This window comes from Gemmata palustris (assembly GCF_017939745.1).
Classification (GTDB): domain Bacteria; phylum Planctomycetota; class Planctomycetia; order Gemmatales; family Gemmataceae; genus Gemmata; species Gemmata palustris.
Window position 1 is genome coordinate 7,011,246 of sequence record NZ_JAGKQQ010000001.1, and the last position, 18,007, is coordinate 7,029,252.

The 18,007-nt window shown below is 65.5% G+C and carries 15 protein-coding genes; 11 read left to right on the forward strand and 4 right to left on the reverse strand.

Features of this window, described 5'->3' with window-relative positions:
- Positions 1-70 precede the first annotated feature (70 nt).
- The 4 genes from J8F10_RS29100 to J8F10_RS29115 form a co-directional block, all read right to left on the reverse strand.
- Positions 71-1,123 (reverse strand): DUF1559 family PulG-like putative transporter, encoded by a 1,053-nt coding sequence (locus tag J8F10_RS29100; RefSeq protein WP_210659955.1) that lies wholly within the window; start codon positions 1,121-1,123, stop codon positions 71-73.
- 175 nt (positions 1,124-1,298) lie between these two features.
- Positions 1,299-1,730: a carboxypeptidase-like regulatory domain-containing protein gene (locus J8F10_RS29105; protein WP_210659956.1), complete on the reverse strand. Its 432-nt coding sequence runs from the start codon at positions 1,728-1,730 to the stop codon at positions 1,299-1,301.
- 263 nt (positions 1,731-1,993) lie between these two features.
- Positions 1,994-2,476: a TIGR03067 domain-containing protein gene (locus J8F10_RS29110; protein WP_210659957.1), complete on the reverse strand. Its 483-nt coding sequence runs from the start codon at positions 2,474-2,476 to the stop codon at positions 1,994-1,996.
- Positions 2,477-2,603: 127 nt separating this feature from the next.
- Positions 2,604-4,139: an FHA domain-containing protein gene (locus J8F10_RS29115; protein WP_210659958.1), complete on the reverse strand. Its 1,536-nt coding sequence runs from the start codon at positions 4,137-4,139 to the stop codon at positions 2,604-2,606.
- 247 nt (positions 4,140-4,386) lie between these two features.
- On the opposite strand from J8F10_RS29115, the gene J8F10_RS29120 reads away from it, so the two are divergent.
- From J8F10_RS29120 to J8F10_RS29170, 11 genes are all read left to right on the forward strand, one after another.
- On the forward strand, positions 4,387-5,424 hold the full coding sequence (locus tag J8F10_RS29120) for an exosortase/archaeosortase family protein (RefSeq protein ID WP_210659959.1): 1,038 nt from the start codon (positions 4,387-4,389) through the stop codon (positions 5,422-5,424).
- Entirely contained in the window at positions 5,421-6,758 is a 1,338-nt protein-coding gene (locus J8F10_RS29125) for a VanZ family protein (RefSeq protein ID WP_210659960.1), read from the forward strand. Before J8F10_RS29120 ends, J8F10_RS29125 begins: the two co-directional genes overlap by 4 nt.
- 9 nt (positions 6,759-6,767) lie before the next feature.
- Positions 6,768-7,688, forward strand: coding sequence for an ABC transporter permease (locus J8F10_RS29130; protein ID WP_210659961.1), 921 nt, complete (start codon positions 6,768-6,770; stop codon positions 7,686-7,688).
- A 321-nt stretch (positions 7,689-8,009) separates the two neighbouring features.
- Positions 8,010-9,248: an ABC transporter ATP-binding protein gene (locus J8F10_RS29135; RefSeq protein ID WP_210659962.1), complete on the forward strand. Its 1,239-nt coding sequence runs from the start codon at positions 8,010-8,012 to the stop codon at positions 9,246-9,248.
- A gap of 29 nt (positions 9,249-9,277) precedes the next feature.
- Positions 9,278-10,201, forward strand: a complete 924-nt coding sequence (locus J8F10_RS29140) for an FkbM family methyltransferase (RefSeq protein WP_210659963.1) — start codon at positions 9,278-9,280, stop codon at positions 10,199-10,201.
- A 14-nt stretch (positions 10,202-10,215) separates the two neighbouring features.
- A complete protein-coding gene (locus J8F10_RS29145) occupies positions 10,216-11,310 on the forward strand; it encodes a glycosyltransferase (RefSeq protein WP_210659964.1) in 1,095 nt (364 codons plus the stop codon).
- The gene (locus J8F10_RS29150) at positions 11,307-12,302 is read left to right on the forward strand and encodes a glycosyltransferase (protein ID WP_210659965.1); all 996 of its coding nucleotides are present in this window, start codon (positions 11,307-11,309) and stop codon (positions 12,300-12,302) included. The genes J8F10_RS29145 and J8F10_RS29150 overlap by 4 nt, the downstream gene beginning before the upstream one ends.
- Positions 12,299-13,273: a glycosyltransferase family 2 protein gene (locus tag J8F10_RS29155; protein ID WP_210659966.1), complete on the forward strand. Its 975-nt coding sequence runs from the start codon at positions 12,299-12,301 to the stop codon at positions 13,271-13,273. Before J8F10_RS29150 ends, J8F10_RS29155 begins: the two co-directional genes overlap by 4 nt.
- Positions 13,274-13,303: 30 nt before the next feature.
- Complete coding sequence (locus tag J8F10_RS29160) at positions 13,304-14,488, forward strand: glycosyltransferase (RefSeq protein ID WP_210659967.1); 1,185 nt, start codon at positions 13,304-13,306, stop codon at positions 14,486-14,488.
- A 75-nt stretch (positions 14,489-14,563) separates the two neighbouring features.
- Positions 14,564-15,676: a DUF1501 domain-containing protein gene (locus J8F10_RS29165; RefSeq protein WP_210659968.1), complete on the forward strand. Its 1,113-nt coding sequence runs from the start codon at positions 14,564-14,566 to the stop codon at positions 15,674-15,676.
- Between the two features lie 48 nt (positions 15,677-15,724).
- Positions 15,725-18,007, forward strand: a complete 2,283-nt coding sequence (locus J8F10_RS29170; RefSeq protein ID WP_210659969.1) for an alpha/beta hydrolase family protein — start codon at positions 15,725-15,727, stop codon at positions 18,005-18,007.

Genomic DNA, 18,007 nt, shown 5'->3' on the forward strand with positions numbered 1-18,007 from the left:
CCGAACGCGCCGGAGCAATCAACGGGCGCGCGAGGCGTGCTCGCGCGCCCCGGGGCGGCAGGCGATCGGGTCACCCGTCGTTACCAAGAACTTCACCACCTTGAGAGGTGCTCAGGGCGCGCCACGTCACCAGGCTGATCGCGTTCGGCACGAACCGGACGCTCCCGTCACACATGCCCACGGTAACGCCGTTGGTGTGCCGGCTGCGGGCCACCTGCATGCGCGGGCGCGAGGCCGTGGAAACGTCTGTGCAGGGGGCGTTGGGGGGCGTGCTGTTGCACCCGGCCCCGGTCAGCACGTCGGGGTCGGTGCTGTTCGGCTGGCTGTACGCGGTGAACCCGGCGGCCCCGCCCCACCACGAGAACCCGCGGTAGTCGCCCCCGCCCTGCCCCTGGCAGATTTCCGACGCCATGAGCGTGTTGCTCGTGCCGTCGCTGATCTCGGCGATCTTCCGCGGGCGCCCGCAGCGCCCGAAGGCCGCGTTGCCGGCGCCGTAATCCACGGGCGAGGAGTCGCCGCCCGCGGCCAGGGTCGCGGGGTCTTCGTACCACCCGAACGGGGCGCCGCCGAAGCTCGTACACGTGGTGCTGGTGACCGACCCGCCGGTACACCCGATCGGGATCTGTGACTGGTAGAGGCTCGTGTTCCCGGCGTTCAGCACGTAGTTGTGCTGCGTAATGGTCCCGATCACGCTCGGCGTGTCGCTCGGGCACGTGAACGTCGAGATCCGCTTGTTCGCGACCTCCGCGTTCCCCCCGCCCGCGTACCGCGCGCCGGTGTTGTCCAGCCCGCCGAAGTTCGTGTAAATCTTGAAGATGTTGTCCTGCTCGATGTACGGCAGGATCGGTACCTGCCAGGTGCCCCAGCAGCACCCCGTGCGGCTGATGCCGGGCAGGAACGTGCCGTTCGAGCTCTCGTAGTTCATGTTCCCGAGGCTGATCTGCTTGAGGTTGTTACTGCACTTCATGCGCGCGGCGGCCTCGCGCACTTTCTGGACGGCGGGCAACAGGAGGCCGATAAGGATTGCGATGATCGCGATCACGACCAACAGTTCGATCAGCGTGAACCCGCGAGTTGGGGGGGCGACGCGACCGGAGCAATGAGAACGGGACCGGAGGTACATGAGCGTCTTCCTTTCCGAAAAAAGAAAATGCGAGAGGACAGACGAAAACCAACGGCTGAACAGGAGAGGGGCTTCTGAGGGCGAGCGCTTCTGAAGGGAGAGTCGACCGAGCTTCGAGCGGGACCGAGAAACGCGGGCAATTTCCGCGGGGCGGAACTTTCTTGCTGGTACGTCCTTAAGGGATCTCGATCTCGAACCGATTCGGGCCGTCCGCACCAATCGTGCGCTCCTGCTTGGACTTCACGTTCCAGTCCGCCGGGATCAGCTCTTTGGAGATGATGTTGGTGCCCCCGCCGGGGCCGGGCGGTTTGTCGGCCTCGACCGGGTTGACCGCCGTCTTACCATCACCCGCTGACACGCGGAGCAAGTATCGGCCCGGTACGAGGCCGGTCGGCCTGGGGATCGTGAACGATCCCGCGGTCAGCAGTGCCGTCGCCCGGGTCGGCTGCCCGTCGAGCGGCTCGAACGACACCGTGCCGTCTTTGAGCGACTGTCCCTTGAATTTGACCGTCCCGGAGACCTCCATCCGCCCGCCGTATGAGTCCGAACAGCCGGCGAGAAAAATGGTGAAAATCAACAGCGGGGCGAGTACTCGTACTGAGCACATGAGCACCTCGAAGATTAAGGGCGGGAGAGTGGAATGTGAAAAGCTTGTGAGGTTATCTCACGAACACGGGAGGTGATCAAGCGAAAACTATCGAATTATGTTCGGGATCGGGTCAGGGGGTGAGTTTTGCGGTGTTTACTCCGTAAACGCACTCCTCGATATCCGCCCGCGAGGCGGATCGAGTATTGGGGCCTTTGACCGGTTCAAATGACGAGCGAACGAAATCTGTTCGGTTCGCTGCGCCGGTTCGAGTTCCGGTGAAATCACTTCTTCTCGAAGACCATGACCAGCGCTCGGCCGGCCGCGTGGGTCTTGAGTTCCTTCGGTCGGTCGGCCGGCTCGTCGGATTTAACCGCGCAAATGGTGAGCTTGTCCCCTTCAAACTTGTAGATGCCGTACATCGTTTCGGGCTTGCCGTCCCGTTTCGTTCCGCTCATGTCGATTTCGTTCGGGTTCTTCGAGGGGTCGAGCTTGTAGGCCAGAGGTTCTTTTTGACCGCCCTTAAAAAAGATCACCTGGTCCGGGGTAATGTTGAGCGTCTTCTCTTCTGCCGACATGGATTTCACGACCTTGTCCTGTACCTCCCCGTCCGCTTCCAACGCGACCAGTAACCAAGTGCCCTGGATGCTCCCGGAGCCACTGCTGGGGTCCGGGGGGCCGCCCGGCGCGGTGCCGACCTTCTTGCCGCACCCGAGCGCGAGCGCGAGGAGCGCGACCGCCAAGCCGGTGCCAAAGGTTCGACGCATGGTCCGGTCCTTCGCGTTTGCTTATCGGCGCAGAAGTGCGCGAGTGAAAGAACAGCGTAATCGTTTTCAGGAGCGGATTCCAGACCCGTGGATCGGTCCGCGGGCCGATCGAAATGCGTTCGGGGCGTTACCCCCGGGTGAAGAGCGCGATGACCGCTTGCCACCGGTTGGCGCGCTCCTGTTGGAGCGCACGGAGGCGGTCCAGGTTTGGTGGCGGCGCGGGTGCCGGGTCGGGTGCGCGGGGGCGCGGTGGATCGGGAATCGGGGTGCGGGCCGACGGCGGAACCCACAACTCGGGGCGTTGCGCTCCGTCGTCTGGAGCCGTCGGTGCGGGCACGGCACTGTCGAGCGAGGGGGCCGGTTGCTTGGCCCGGTCCGCCGCGACCCGTTCGAGTTCGTGGCGCGACACTTCCAACTGGAGGGCGGTGATTTCGGCCGTCAGGCCCTCGATCCGGTTCAGTTCGTGTTGCACCACGGGTGCGTGTTCTCGTTTCACGTGGCCGAACAGCCGGGCAACTAGGCGCAACCACTGCTCGAACTCACCGAACGTGCGGGCGTGGAGGTCGGCCATTTGCCGCAGAACGGGTGCGAGCGGGCCGTCGTCGGGGGGCTCGAAGCCGAGCGCGCCGAACAGCCCCGCGAGCGGTGCGTCGTGGGGAGTGGGGGGCGCGAGCGCCCCGGGCGTGGGGCCGGAACCGGAGACGGTGATCGAGTTGGAGGCCGGGCCGCTCACGTTGGCCCCGGCCGGTTGGCGGAACGCATCGGCCATGATGTGCGAATTCGGCAGGTCGTCGGCCGATTCCGGCGTGGCGCCGAGTTCGACTTCGTCTTCGGCCCCTTGGGGCGGCTTCGGGGCCGGGAGGCTGGTGGGCGGGAACACCTGCGGGTTTTTCGAGGTCGAAGACGAGTTCATGACCCCGTGGTCACCGGGGGCCGCGCCCGACCCGTGCCCCTCGCCCGGCGGCGCCTGGTACTGGCACCCGATCAGGAACCGGCCGACCCACAGCTCGGCGCCGTTGGTCAGCGGCGCGACCCGCATGCGCTCGCCGTTCACCACCACGCCGCGCCCGGACAGGTCGACGACCCACAACCCGTCGCGCGTGGACACGAGGCCGCAGTGGTACAGCGAGATGTCGTCGGCCGTCAGGTGGATCTTGCACTCGGGCGAGCGCCCGACGAGTGTGACGAGCCGGTTCACCGCCCAGCGGTCCTTGGCCCGCTTCCCGTTGCGGAACTCCAGCGAAACCGCCGGGCGCGCTTTGGCGCCCGTATCGGCCACGAGCGGGTTGTAATTGGGGGGGAACGTACTCGGGCGTTCGGCGGCCGGGGCGCGGAGCCGGAGCAGGAACGGCCCGACCTTCGCGGGCACCCCCGCGTCGAGCCAGTCGGACCCGCGGGTTCCGCCCGGCCACAGCAGCCCCGTGCGGCTCCCCAGGTCGATCGCGAACACGCGCCCGCCGAGCACCTGGAGCCAGGCGTGTCGGGGGTTGATGTCGGGATCGGAAAGGGTGACGTCGCAGGAGTCGTCGCGCCCGACGAGGGTGAACGGCTGATCGACCGAGCCTTCGGCCAGGAGGCCACCTCCGGCCAAATCGACGCGCAAATCCAGCGGAGCGGTCGCGCCGCAGGCGTCGGCGAACCGGGCGATTAAAGGGTCGTTCACGGACCGGAGCCCTGCCGGGACGGATGCGGGGCAAGTGCCGGAGAGGGGCGCTACTGAGTATACACCCCGCTCCGACCAATAACCATAGTTTACGCGGGCGCGCCGCGCGCTCCCAGCGGGAACTTTCGCGCCAGAATCGTGCCCCGCGAACGTGTCCTACTGTTACGAGCACCCGGAAACCGGTCTGCCGAGGCGCCCGGTTTTGGTATATGTTGAATTGGCCCACCGCTCGTTGGAGACTGCATCAGTGAGTTCAGCCCCCTCTTCTCCGTCGCGCTCCGGTTCCCCGCTCGCCGCCGAAGTGGTCCGCACCCCGGGTTGGATCGCGGCCCTGCTCGCGCTCGTTGGGGTGCTGGTGTTCGTCTACGCCGGCCTGTTTCGGTACTGCTTCGGGGAGTGGCAGAAGCCGGATTACTCGCACGGGTTCCTCGTGCCGTTCTTCGCCGCTTACTTGGCGTGGCGCTGGCGCGCGTGGGCGCCCGAGCGCGTCCGCTGGCCGGAACCGTGGGGGCTCGCGTTCCTCGCGGTCGGGGGCGGGTTGTTCGTCGTGTTCGGCGACCGGAACATCGGGAAAGAGTGGATGCAGGGCATTTCGTTCGTGCTGAACCTGTGCGGCGCGACCCTACTTTTAGGCGGGTGGAAGGCGCTGAAGTGGCTGTGGCCGGCGCTCGGGTTCCTGCTGTTCATGTTCCCGCTGCCGTACCGGGTGGAAACCGCCCTCGGCTGGCAGCTCCAGAAGGTCGCGTCCATCGCCTCCGAGTTCGTCCTCCAGACCATCGGCTACCCGACGTACCGCGAGGGGATCATCCTGCACGTCAAGGACCACGTGCTGCGGGTCGAGGAGGCGTGCAGCGGGCTGAGCATGTTGCTCACGTTCGCCGCGCTCGCGACCGGGATGGCGATGATCGTAAAACGGCCGTGGTTCGACCGCGGGCTCATTCTCGTGTCGGCCGTGCCGGTCGCGGTGCTCTCGAACGTGCTGCGCATCGCGCTCACCGGGGTGCTGTACAACGAGGCCGGTAAGGAACTCGGCGACCGCGTGTTCCACGACTTCGCGGGGTGGATGATGATGCCGCTGGCCCTACTCATCCTGTGGGCCGAACTGAAGCTCCTGGACTGGGTGTTCGTGGACCAGGGCGGAAGGGCGAGCCGCGAGGAAATGATCAAAGCGAATTCGGTGAACCCGGCGTACCTGATTATGACCGCGCTCCCGCCGGAAAAGGGCGGCACCCCGCCGCCCGCGGTCCAACCCGCGCAGCTCCAGCCCAAGGGGGCGCGGCGGTGAAGTCTGGCCGGCGCGTATTTGCGGTAATCGTGTGCGGGGTGGCCGCGTTCATCGTGTACGGCAGCCTCGTGCCGTTCCACTTCGGCCCGCGCACGAACAGTTTCGGGCGCGTACTGGCCGACGGCGTGAGAATCTCGTCGCGGTCGGACGCGGTCGCGAACGTGATGCTCGGCGTCCCGCTCGGGTTCGCCCTCCTCGGGCTGGTGAGCGTTGATCGCGCCTGGCCGCGTCGCAGGGTCGCGGGCCTCGGGGCGCTCCTGCTGCCGGTCTGTGTCCTGTTCTCCAGCGCGGTCGAATTTGCCCAGCTCTACACCGCCGAGCGCACCTGTTCCGCGTCCGACATCGTGGCGCAGGGGGCGGGCGCGCTGGCGGGAATGGGCGCGTGGGTGCTGTGGGGGCAAGCGCTCACGGACCGCGTGCGGGCCGTGTGGGCGCGGGCCGATGTGAACGCCAGCGGTCAGGTGCTGATCGCGTACCTCGCGCTACTCGCGTTCGTTCAAATGCTTCCGCTCGATTTAAGCGCGAGCCCGGCCGAACTGTATCGGAAATTGCGCGACACGGTTCGGTTCGCGCCGTTCGGGGCGTTCGATGGTCTGAACGACGCCGAACGGTGGGAGCAGATCGCGAAACTGGCGAAGCTCGCGGGCCTGTATTTCCCACTGGGATTGCTCGCAGCGCGACTCAAGGGCCACATACAAACGTGGAACATTGCCCGCGTCGTGCTCGCCGCCGGCGCCGTTGCGCTGTGCCTCGAATCGGCGCAATTGATTGTGAAGTCGCGCACGCCGAGCACCACGGACGCACTCGTCGGCGCGGTCGCGGCCGTCCTGGGGTGGTACGCCGGGCGCGTTCACCACGAGGGGCTCGCGATCCCGTTCGCGGTGAGTTGGGGCGTCGTGTGGTTCGCGGGGATGACGCCCGTCACACAGTCGCCGGCAAACACCCCGCGCCTCGAACTACCCCGGCCGTTCGACTGGGTGCCGGGGCGCCCACTCGAGAGCGGCGATCCGCTCTTTACGCTCGAAGAGGTGCTCACGAAGTTGGTGCTGTTCGGGCTGCTCGGCGTGCTGGTCGCGGCGTGGCGCCTGCCCCCGCGTCACCGAAGGGGCGCACCCGGTTCGGTGCGGGTGGCCGTGGTGATCGCGACCGCGTTGGGGTTAGCCGTCTCATCGTTTTTCGAGAGCGGGCAGCGGTGGTACGACACGCACACGCCCTGCATCACCGACGTGCTGCTCGGCGGAATCGGTGCGGCGGTCGGCGTGGTCGCTTCGAGTTTAACGTGTGTGCGACGCGGTGGTTCACCAGCACGAATCGCTCGTCCCCCCGTGTGCTAAAGGTAGGGTATGGTGGTATCTGATGCGCAACCCGAAGCCGGTACCGTGCGGGGAGACCCTCCGCAATCGGTCGAGGGAGTCCGTGCGCCCGCGTCTCCGCCCGAAATCGAACCGCCGCTCACCGTACTGGAACCGCAGAGCGGCTGGGCGCTACTCGACCTGAAAGAACTCTGGCGGTACCGCGAACTGCTCTTCTTCCTCGCGTTACGCGACGTCAAAGTTCGGTACAAGCAGACGGTTCTCGGGCTCGGCTGGGCGGTCGCACAACCGCTCGCGACGATGGCCGTGTTCGCGCTGTTCCTCGGTAAAATGGCGGGCGCTTCGGCGGGAATCGAGCACTACCCGCTGTTCGTGTTCGCGGGGATGGTCGCGTGGACGTTCTTCGGCAACACCGTGACCACTGCGGCCAACAGCGTGGTTGCGAACGAGCGCCTCGTCACGAAGATCTATTTCCCGCGCCTCGTGATCCCGCTCAGCACGGTCGGGGTCGGCGTGTTCGACTTGGTCATCGCCTCGGGGCTGCTCGCGGTCATGGCCCTGTCGTTCGGCGTCGTGCCGGGTTGGTCGGTCTTGTTGCTGCCACTCGTGGTGCTGATGCTCGGGGTGGCGTCGGCCGGAGTGGGGGTACTGCTCGCCGCGCTGATCGTGTCGCAACGCGACTTCAAGTACGTTCTCACGTTCGGCGTGCAGTTGTGGATGTTCGCGACGCCGAGCCTCTACTTGCCCGCCGACGCGCTCGGGCCGACCGCACAGACCTACCTTCCGCTGAACCCGGCCTACGGGCTGGTGCTCGCGTTCCGTCAGGCCGCGCTCGGCGGCACATTCGACTGGTACGCCTTCGGGGTGTCGTCGGGTGTGGGCGTGCTCTTCGCAATTGTGGGCGCGCTGTATTTCCGCCGCGTGGAACGCTCCTTCGCGGACACGATTTAGCAGACGCAGAGCCGTGCCGGTCGCTCCGGGCGACCGGCCGGTGTCAGCCGGCCGATGAGAGACTCCCGGATTGCTCACTGCACCCACGCTCGGCGCACCCGGGCGCGTTGCGCCGTGTTGAATAGAGTTTGGTCTTTTGTTTGGTGGCACAGGCCTCTGGCCTGTGTGAGTGCTTCCACAGGCCAGAGGCCTGTGCCACAAGCAGAAAGCACAAGCGCTCAACACAACAACCGGCCGGCTGACACCGGCCGTTCGCCTGAGCGTCGTGGATTGGTACCTGAGTGACTGTTCCAGCCCTGTGGACGGAAAGTAATTGAGGCCATGCACCCGGCGATCCGCGTCGAAAAACTGACGAAACACTTCCGGTTGGGCGGTCGGCCGAAGGGCGGGCTGAACCTCACGGAGTGGCTCGCGCGCGCGCTGCGCGGGGGGCGCACTTCGACCGCACCCGAGGCGAACGACTTCTGGGCGCTGAGGGGCGTTTCGTTCGAGGTGAAGCGCGGCGAAGTGGTCGGTATCATCGGCCGCAACGGGGCCGGTAAAAGTACGCTCCTGAAGATCCTGTCGCGGATCGCGGACCCGACCGGCGGGCGCGTCGAGTTGCGCGGGCGCGTGGGCAGTCTTCTCGAGGTCGGCACCGGGTTCCACCCCGAACTGACCGGGCGCGAGAACATCTTCCTGAACGGCAGCGTGCTCGGCATGAGCCGCAGCGAGATCACCCGCAGTTTCGACGCGATCGTCGCGTTCGCGGGCGTCGAGCAGTTCCTCGACACGCCGGTGAAGCGGTACTCGAGCGGGATGTACGTCCGGCTCGCGTTCGCGGTCGCCGCGCACTTGAACCCCGAAATCCTCATCATCGACGAGGTGCTCGCGGTCGGCGACGCGGAGTTCCAGAATCGGTGCCTGGGGAAGATGCGCGAGGTCTCGGCCGGCGGGCGCACGGTGCTGTTCGTCAGCCACAACATGACCGCGGTGCAGAACCTGTGCTCCCGCGCCATCGTTCTCGCGGAGGGGCAGGTGGTCACGGACGGCCCGCCCGCGGAAGCCGTTCGCGCGTACCTGACCCAGCGCGGCGACCTCGCGGCCGAGTGGACGGACGCGCGCGCGCCGGTCGCGAACCGGCGCGTGGCACTCAAGGCGGTTCGCGTGCGCCGGGCCGACGGAACGGTCGCGCCCGCGCTCCTGCCGGATCAACCGTTCGGCATCGAGATCGACTACGAGGTGACCGCGCCCGCGAGCACTCAAATCGCGTTCCGCTTGAACCGCGACGACGGGCAAACGGTGCTCACCACCGCGGACAATGACACGAAGCGAACCTTCTGCACCGCGCGTCGGCCGGGGCGGTATGTTGCGCGCGTGGAGTTCCCCGCGCACTTGCTCGCGCCGGGCCGCTACCACTTGCTCGTTGCCGCGAACCAGGTCGGCGACCGCGGGCACGACCTGCTCGAATCGGTGCTCGATTTCGAGGTGTCCGCGATCGGCTCGCTCCAGCAGATCGAGAACCGCCTCGGCGTGGTGATGCCGCTACTGGAATGGACCGAGGAGCGGATCGGAGACTGACCGGGCCGACCCGGTTCGATGGAGGTTCGATGTCGGCGCTCGTGCAAGCGTACCAATCGCTGGTTCCCGCGTTCGTGCGCGGTCCGCTGTATCACTGGCGCGCGTGGGCCGCAGCGCTCGTCACGAGCCCCGCCGCGCGCGGCGAGTGGATCGCCAAGAGGCTCGTTTCGTGCGGCCGGGCCGTGCGAACGGTGCGCGTGCCGCACGGCCGATTGTGGGTCGATTTGCGCGACTTCGGGGTGGGGCGCCGAATCTTCATTCACGGCCGCTACGAGGAACCGGAAGCCGCGGTATTGCGGGCCGTGCTCCAACCCGGCATGACGTACCTCGATGTGGGCGGGAATCTCGGGTACCTCGCCACACTCGCGGCGAAGTTGGTCGGCGAGACGGGGCGCATCATCGCGATCGAGCCGGAGCCGTACAACTTCGCGCTGCTCCAGAAAAACTTGAAGTTGAACGCGCGCGAGCGGTCCACCGCAGTGAACGTCGCTGCGGGCGGCGCGCCGGGAACCGCCAAACTCTTCAAGTCGGTCGGTAACCTGGGCGACCACCGGCTCTACACTGACGGCGACTCCTCCGGGCGCGCGTTCGTGGAAGTGCCGGTCGTGCGGCTCGATGACCTCTTCGCGGCGAATAACTGGCCCGCGCCGGACTTCATCAAGATCGACGTGCAGGGCTACGAGCCGCACGTGGTCGCGGGCCTGGATGGACTCATCCGCACAAACCGGCCGCGAGCGATTCTCACGGAATATTGGCCCATCGGCATTCGCAATGCGGGGGGAGACCCGGCCGCGTACCTGGAATGGTTCCGCGCACGCGGGTTCGAGTGCTCTCTGATCGGCGCGGATTGTGGGTTGACTCCCGTGGCCGTAGAGCGCGTGGACGACCACCTCCCGCCACTGAACCCGGCCGTGCCCGATGCCCAGATGCTGAACCTCCTGTTCCGCCGGTGACCCCGAGCCGCGCCATGCCGATCGTTTCCAACTGGCCGAACGTGCGGATCGAGAACCGCTACCTCGATCTGTACTACGGCGCGCTCGCAGCGCACGGGGTGAATCTCGGTCCCGGGTGCGAAGTGCGCGACGATTTCTTGCGCGCGCACGCGGGCACGATCGACGCGGTTCAGTTCCAGTGGGCGCCGGAGCAAATCTGGCGCTGTCGCGGGTCGTCGCTGTGGGCACGGGCACGCGGACTGGCAGGTTTTTGGAAGTACCTGCGCCTCGCACGATCGCTCGGGATTCGCATCGTCTGGACGCTTCACGACGTGGAGCACCACGAGGGTAGCGGTCGGCTCGACGAACTCGGCTATCGGCTCCTCGCACGCCACGCGGATCTGTGCATCGTTCACGACGAGTGGGCCGCGGACCAGTTCGTACAGCGGTTCGGTGGCTCGCGCGAGCGCGTGTGCGTGATGGAGCACGGGAACTACGATGGCGTCTTCCCGCCTGCTGCACCACGAACGGAAACGCTCGCCCGCTTCGGGATCGACCCGGCGCGCCGCGTAGTGCTGTGCCAGGGGAACATTCGGCCGTACAAGCGCTTCGATCTGGCTATTGAAGCCGTAAAGCATCTCGGCGCGGAATATCACCTCGTCGTCGCCGGTCGGCCCCCCGATCAGGCCTTCGCGGACGAACTGCGCCGAGCCGCGACCGGCACTTCGAACGTGACGTTGCTTCTGGAGAGTCAGTCGGACCAAGTTGTCAGCGACTTGTTCGCTGCGTCCGATTGCTTCCTGCTGCCCTACGCGAAGATCACCGGGAGCGGGAGCTTACTCACCACGGCCACACTCGGGCGCGGGTTCGTGGCGTCGGAGCTACCATACTTTCGGGCCGCACTCGCGCAGGAGCCGGAAGCCGGAGTGTGCTTCCCGGTCGGCTCCGTCGAGGGATTGTGCGACGCGGTACGAGCGTTTTTCGCGGGTGATGTGCAAGAGCGCCACCGCGCGGCCCGGCGGATCGCGGACCGCGTGCCGTGGAGCGAAGTCGTGCGCCCGGTCGCGGAGTGGTTCCACCGGATGTGCCCCGCCCGCGCGCCGCAAACTGCGGAGGTTAGTGCGCGATGAACCAGCCCTGCTCACTGACCGTCATCGTCCCGACGTACAACCGCTCCGGGTACGTTCGCGAGTGCCTCGTCGCGCTTCAGCGAAGCGGCGTGCCGGATCTGGAGATCATCGTTTCCGACGACGGCTCCACGGACGACACGCGCGAAGTTGTTGCCGCCACGAACCCCGAAGCGAAATACTTGTGGCAGCCGAACAGCGGAACGCCCGCGACCGCGCGCAACGCCGCCTTTGCGGTGAGCCGCGGGCGCTACGTGGGTTTCCTCGATTGCGACGATGAGTGGCTCCCCGACGCACCGGCCCGCGCGGTCCGGTTCCTGGATGCGCACCCAGAGGTAGATGCGCTGTTCGCCGAATCCAGAATGGGCAACCCGCAGGAGGGTTACGTTTCGTGGATCGAATCCGCGGGGCAAGAGGCGTTCTTCCGGTTGCCGCATTCGGAACCGGAGCCGGGCTTTCGCGTTCTGGAGTGCGGGCCGTTCTTTCGCCGCATGGCCGTTCGTAACCCGGTGTTCATTGGTGCGACGATTGTGCGCCGCGAAGCGTTCGCCGCGATCGGCGGTTTCAATCCTCAGCTTTGCGGCGCTGCGGACTGGGAGTTGTGGTTGCGGATGGCGCACCGGTTCACCTGGGCGTACATGGCCGAACCTCTCGCGAAGTACACGCGGCACCTCGATAACATGTCGAGCAATCACGACAAGATGATCGCCGAATTCGTGCAGTCGCTCCGCAACGTGTTGGCGAAGTGTGCCCTCTCGCCTTCCGATCGGCGCTTCATGCGAGCCCAACTCCGCACCCACCTTTTTAGCCACGCCTATCTCGCCTACGATCGCGGTGACATCGCGGAAGCGCGTAAGCGATTCTGGCGGTCCGTGCGCGCGGGCGATGTGCGTCCGGCAACGCTCGCGCTCGCAACCTTCTGCACACTCCCCGGCGCGCTCGCCCGCCGGGTGCGCAGGCTGAAGCACACGGCCGCACCGGGGGGCCGCGTATGACGCCGAACGTGTGGATCGTTCCCGTTAATTACAACGGAACCGAAGATACGCAGAAGTGCCTGCGCTCGCTCGCGGAGCTTTCGGTTCCCGCGAACGTGATCCTCGTCGACAACGCTTCGCACCCCGACCCGACGGCCGCACTTGCAGCGGAGTTCCCGTGGGTTCACGTCGTTCGTAACACCGAGAATCTCGGCTGGTCCGGCGGGAACAATACCGGCATTCGCTACGCGCTGGAACGCGGCGCGGACTTCGTGATGTTGCTGAACAACGACACGACGGTTGCGCCCGACATCGTCGCGCGACTCCTGAGCGCGTTTCGGGCTCACCCGGGGTTCGGCGTGATCGGCCCCGTGATCCGCTACATGGACGAACCCGATGTGGTGATGACTGATGGCGTGACGTTCAACCCGCCGCGCTTTCCGGGGTTCTTCCAGCGGAAAGTCGTACCCGAGCGCACGACCGATCCGCCCGCGGTAGATGAGACTGACATCGTAAACGGCTGCTGCATGATGGTGCGCGCGGACGTGTTTCAGCGCATCGGGCTGATCGACGATCACTTCTTCCTTATTCACGAGGAAGCCGATTTCTGCCTCCGGGTCAAAGAAGCCGGTTTCGGGTGCGGCGTGCTGGCCGAGCCGCTCGTGTGGCACAAAGGTTCAACCGCGTTCAAGCGCGCCGGGAAGAAGTGGCAGCGGTACTACGACACGCGGAACCTTTCGCTACTGGTGCGAAAGCACCGACGGGAAAGCGGGCGCGGGTTGTTCTCGGCTTACGCGACCTACCTGCGCTATGCGTACCACCGGTACTGCCACGAACGCGAGGCATCGCAACGCGACGCGGCCGACGCGGTCCTCGAAGGACTCATCGACGCCGCGACGCGCCGCACGGGGCCGTATCGCGCCCGGAACCGTTGGGGTGTACCCGCGCTGCGTGGTGTATTCGAGTTGGGCCGCCGGTTGAGACGCGGTTGATGTCGTTTTTGTTCACGAAAGATGGATTTGATGTCCCTCCGATTGCTATTCGTCAAAGACTCGCTCTCCTGGCCGCGTTCGAGCGGGCACGACGTCCATTGCTTCCACATGATGCAGGCGCTGGCGAAGCTCGGCCACGAGGTGGGGTTGCTCACCGCGGCCGAACCGCACCCCGAAGCGGTCGCCGGTCTGCCGCTCGCGTTTCAGCGCGCGTTCCCAAAGCGAGGAGAGCCAGCCGTCGGCCCGGCGCCGCAGTTCCGTTGGTTGCAACGGAAGTTCCAGAGTTATTGGGGTGTGGACGAGAACCGCGTGCGCGCGGTCGGCCAAGCCGCACTCGACATGAACGCAGACGGCGTGGTTGTGGTTGGGTTGAACGTACTGCCGTACCTCGGCGCGGTGAAGGACCGGCTCCGTGTGTGGTACGCGGCCGACGAATGGGCCTGGCACCACATTTCACAAGTGAGCGCGTTCCGCCCGCGAACGTGGGGCGAGATGAAGCAGGCGCTGATTAAGGGCGTGTACGAGCGCGCGTACAGGCCGATGCTCGAGCGCGTGTGGGTCGTCACCAGCGCCGATCAGCGCGCGATGCGCTGGGTCGCGGGCGTTCGCGGAATCGATGTGGTGCCCAACGGTGTGGACGCGGAGTACTTCCGCCCGCTCGACGTGCCCCAGCGCGAACACAGTTGTACCTTCTGGGGGCGGCTCGATTTCGGGCCGAACGTGCAGGCGCTCGAATGGTTCTGCGGGCGCGTGTGGCCGCGCGTGCGGGCCGCGCACCCGGACGCGACGTTCACGGTCTACGGCTTCAGCCCGACGCCCGCGGTTCGCGCGCTGACCGGGCACAATGGAATCGAACTCATTGCCGACCTCCCGGACCTGCGTGCGGCGGTCGCCGCGCACCAAGCAGTGGTGTTCCCGTTCGTGAGTGGAGGCGGCATCAAGAATAAGTTCCTCGAAGCCGCAGCGATGGGGAAACCGATTGTGTGTTCGTCCGTAGCGCTCAATGGGCTTCGCAACCCGGCCGAAAGCGGCGCAATCGTCGCCCGCTCGCCCGATGACTGGGCGCGAGCGTTGGGCGCGTTGTGGTCGGACGCGGCCCGGCGCGCTGCGGCCGGCGCATCGGTTCGACGGTGGGTGATCGAGCGGCACAGTTGGGACGCCGCCGCGCGCACCGCGGCCGAAGGACTGGCGAAGTCGATGAGCGCGAAGAAGTAAGCAGCTAATTGCATCTGCGTGCGGGTCCGGTACGATGAGGCCACTTCGCCGCTTCGTCCTCACCGGATCGCAATCATGTCCGAGACGACCCCCACCCGTCGCGACTTCCTCCGTACCACGGTAGCCGGCGCCGCCGGGTTCGCACTTGCTGGCGCTGCGAGCGGGCGCACGAACGCGCCGTTGGCGCTCGGTCGCGCGAAGAGCTGCATCTTTATCAACATGGTGGGCGGCCCGGCTCACCTCGATACCTTCGACCCGAAGCCGGATGCGCCGAGTGACGTGCGCGGACCGTTCCGGCCCATCCAGACCGCGACGCCGGGCACGCACCTGAGTGAACTGTTCCCCAAGCTCGCGAAGTTGACCGACAAGTTCAGCCTGATTCGCTCGATGCACCACGACGCCCCACCGGTTCACGAGTGCGGGTTCCAACTGCTGAACACCGGCCGCCTCTTCCGCGACGGCCCCGAATGGCCGAATATGGGCGCGGTGATCGATCACCGTTTCGAGCGGAAGTGGTCCGATATGTCGAGTTGGATAGTCATGCCGCATGCAACCGTCGACACGGGTATTTCCGTGAGCCACGGGCAGAGTGCTGGTTGGCTGAAACGCGGAGGGGTGGTTCCGGCAATCATGGATTTGCCATGTTTTTCCGCGGGACCATTTAACTTTTGCTGTGGCTTAGCTTCTGTGGTGGATGATCTCGGATTGCGATTCATGACCATCAACCAGTTCCCTACCGTTTTCGACGCGCCTTCGTGGGATTGCCACGCGGACGGCGGTTCGCTTCGCACCACACTAACCGACGTCCGCGATACAGTGGCGCCGAGTTTCGATACGGCGGTTGCGCGACTCCTCATGGACCTCGAAGATCGCGGACAGTTGGAATCGACGCTCGTGGTCGCGACGGGCGAGTTCGGGCGCACGCCGAAGCTGAACTCCAACGGCGGGCGCGACCACTGGGCCGGGTGCTGGACCGCACTGGTTGCGGGTGGCGGTGTGAAGGGCGGGCGCGTCATTGGGGCATCGGACCGCATCGGGAGCGAACCGAGTGACCGGCCAGTTTCGCCGCAGGAACTCGTGAGCACCATCTTCCACGCGCTCGGCGTTCCGCACAACGCGACCATTCCGGGACCGGACGGCGCGCCCGTCGCGGTGTATCCCGGGGCGCCGGTCACGGAACTGTTCTGAGCAAAAAACATCCCACCGCAGATCACGCAGATCGAAGAAGGATCAGACATGAAGCCCGCATTCCATCGAGTTTTACTTCTGATCGTGTCTTCATCCGCGTTACCCGCGACTCCTCTTTTTGCTGCCGATCTCGTCGCGCTCCCCGACACCAAACCGTTGACGGATGAAGGGAACCTGTCCGAAAAGATGGTCGCGGGGATGCACAAGTACCTCGACCGCGCGCTGGCGAACGCGCCCAAGACGCGCGACGAAGTATGGAAAGCCGATCTCGCGTCGAAAGACGCCCTGGTGAAGTCACTTCCCGCGAAGCGCGATCGTTTGCGGAAAATGCTCGGTGTGATCGATGAGCGCGTGCCGCCGAAGCTCGAATACGTTGCGGAACCGGGACGGGCATCACTGATTGCCGAGATCGACGGGTGCAAGATTCACGCAGTTCGCTGGGCCGTACTGCCGGGCGTCGATGCCGAAGGCCTCCTCATCGAACCCAAGGAGAAGCCGAAGGCGAACGTGATCGCGGTGCCCCACGCGGACCAGTTGCCCGAATCTGTCGCCGGGTTAATCGCAGGTGATAGCTTCGGGCTCCGGTTGGCTCGTAGCGGCTGTCGAGTCTTGGTTCCCACGCTCATCAACCGGCGCGACGACTTGTCGGGAAACGCCAAACTCAAGCGACTGACGAACCTGCCGCACCGCGAGTTTTTGTACCGGATGGCCTATGAGATGGGCCACACGCTCACCGGCTATGAGGCGCAGAAGGTGCTCGCCGCGGTCGATTGGTACAAAGCTCAAGACGACAAACTGAAGGTCGGGGTGATCGGGTACGGCGACGGTGGAATGATCGCGCTGTATTCCGGCGCCCTGGACGAGCGCATCGCTTCCGTTCAAGTGGCAGGCTACTTCAATCAGCGGGAAAAACTTCACGAAGAGCCGATTGATCGCAACGTGTGGGGGTTGCTCAACGAGTTCGGTGACGCCGAACTTGGGGCGATGATTTACCCGCGGCACTTTGGCCGCGATCTACACTACAGTGCCCCAACATGGGATGGCCCTGCGCAATCCAAATCGGGCCGGAGCGGGGCCGCTCCAGGAAGGCTCGGAGAGGGTTTCGGGGGCTTCACTGAAGATCACCGCTACCGCAGTTTCTCCGACCCCACACTGAAGAAGGATGCCGTAATTGATATCGGCGGTCCGGTCCGAGTCACCATCGAGATCGGTGAGTTTCTACACGGACTCGGTGTCCAGCGGATCGCTTTGGAACGCCTGACGCCGCCCGACGTGAAATTTCCCGACCCCGCCGCGCGCCACAAGCGGCAGTTCGACCAACTCGTTGCCTGCACGCAAAAGCTCTGGCGCGACTCGGAGGCGGTGCGGAAAGAGTTCTGGAAGAAGGCCGACGCGAGTTCGCCGGAGGCGTGGGAGAAGTCGTGCGACTCGTACCGCGACTACTTCCACACGGAAGTGATCGGCAAGTTGCCCGACCCGAAGGGGCCACTCAACCCGCGCACGCGACAAGTCTACGACGAGAAAACGTGGACCGGATATGAAGTGATGCTCGATGTGTACGATGATGTATTTGCATACGGCATCCTGCTCCTTCCCAAAGACATGAAGCCCGGCGAGAAGCGCCCGGTCGTGGTGTGCCAGCACGGTTTGGAAGGCACCCCGCGGCACACGATCGATGTCGAGAAGCGCCCCGTTTATAACCACTTCTCGCGCCGGCTCGTTGAACTCGGCTATATCGTGTACGCGCCGCAGAACCCGTACTACGGCGAGAACGTGTTCCGCCAGCTCCAGCGGAAGGCGAACCCGCTCAAACTCTCGCTGTTCAGCTTCATCATCCGGCAGCACCAGCGCACGCTCGACTGGCTCGAAACGCTGCCGAACGTGGACTCCAAGAAGATCGCGTTCTACGGCCTCTCTTATGGCGGCAAGACGGCGATGCGCGTGCCGGCCGTCGAGAAGCGCTACTGTCTCTCCATCTGCTCCGGTGACTTCAACGAGTGGATCGGCAAGAACGTGTCGGTCGATTTGGATCGCAGCTACATGTGGACGCGCGAGTACGAGATGTACGAGTTCGATCTCGGCAACACGTTCAACTACGCGGAGATGGCGTTCTTGATCGCGCCGCGTCCGTTCATGGTGGAGCGCGGACACGACGACGGTGTGGGAACGGACGAGATGGTGGCTTACGAGTTCGCCAAGGTGCGCTACCTGTATGCGAACCGGCTGAAGATCCCCGGCAACACAACGATCGAGTTCTTCCCCGGTGGACACCAGGTTAACGCGAAGGAGACGTTTGCGTTCCTGAAAGCCAAACTGGATTACCCGAAGTAG

Bases quoted from the DNA above. Each gene is read 5' to 3' on its own strand.
- J8F10_RS29130 (WP_210659961.1), top strand. From the start codon at position 6,768: ATGGTGGTATCTGATGCGCAACCCGAAGCCGGTACCGTGCGGGGAGAC.
- J8F10_RS29170 (WP_210659969.1), top strand. From the start codon at position 15,725: ATGAAGCCCGCATTCCATCGAGTTTTACTTCTGATCGTGTCTTCATCC.
- J8F10_RS29145 (WP_210659964.1), top strand. From the start codon at position 10,216: ATGCCGATCGTTTCCAACTGGCCGAACGTGCGGATCGAGAACCGCTAC.
- J8F10_RS29165 (WP_210659968.1), top strand. From the start codon at position 14,564: ATGTCCGAGACGACCCCCACCCGTCGCGACTTCCTCCGTACCACGGTA.
- J8F10_RS29160 (WP_210659967.1), top strand. From the start codon at position 13,304: ATGTCCCTCCGATTGCTATTCGTCAAAGACTCGCTCTCCTGGCCGCGT.
- J8F10_RS29110 (WP_210659957.1), bottom strand. From the start codon at position 2,476: ATGCGTCGAACCTTTGGCACCGGCTTGGCGGTCGCGCTCCTCGCGCTC.
- J8F10_RS29140 (WP_210659963.1), top strand. From the start codon at position 9,278: ATGTCGGCGCTCGTGCAAGCGTACCAATCGCTGGTTCCCGCGTTCGTG.
- J8F10_RS29155 (WP_210659966.1), top strand. From the start codon at position 12,299: ATGACGCCGAACGTGTGGATCGTTCCCGTTAATTACAACGGAACCGAA.
- J8F10_RS29135 (WP_210659962.1), top strand. From the start codon at position 8,010: ATGCACCCGGCGATCCGCGTCGAAAAACTGACGAAACACTTCCGGTTG.
- J8F10_RS29105 (WP_210659956.1), bottom strand. From the start codon at position 1,730: ATGTGCTCAGTACGAGTACTCGCCCCGCTGTTGATTTTCACCATTTTT.
- J8F10_RS29100 (WP_210659955.1), bottom strand. From the start codon at position 1,123: ATGTACCTCCGGTCCCGTTCTCATTGCTCCGGTCGCGTCGCCCCCCCA.
- J8F10_RS29150 (WP_210659965.1), top strand. From the start codon at position 11,307: ATGAACCAGCCCTGCTCACTGACCGTCATCGTCCCGACGTACAACCGC.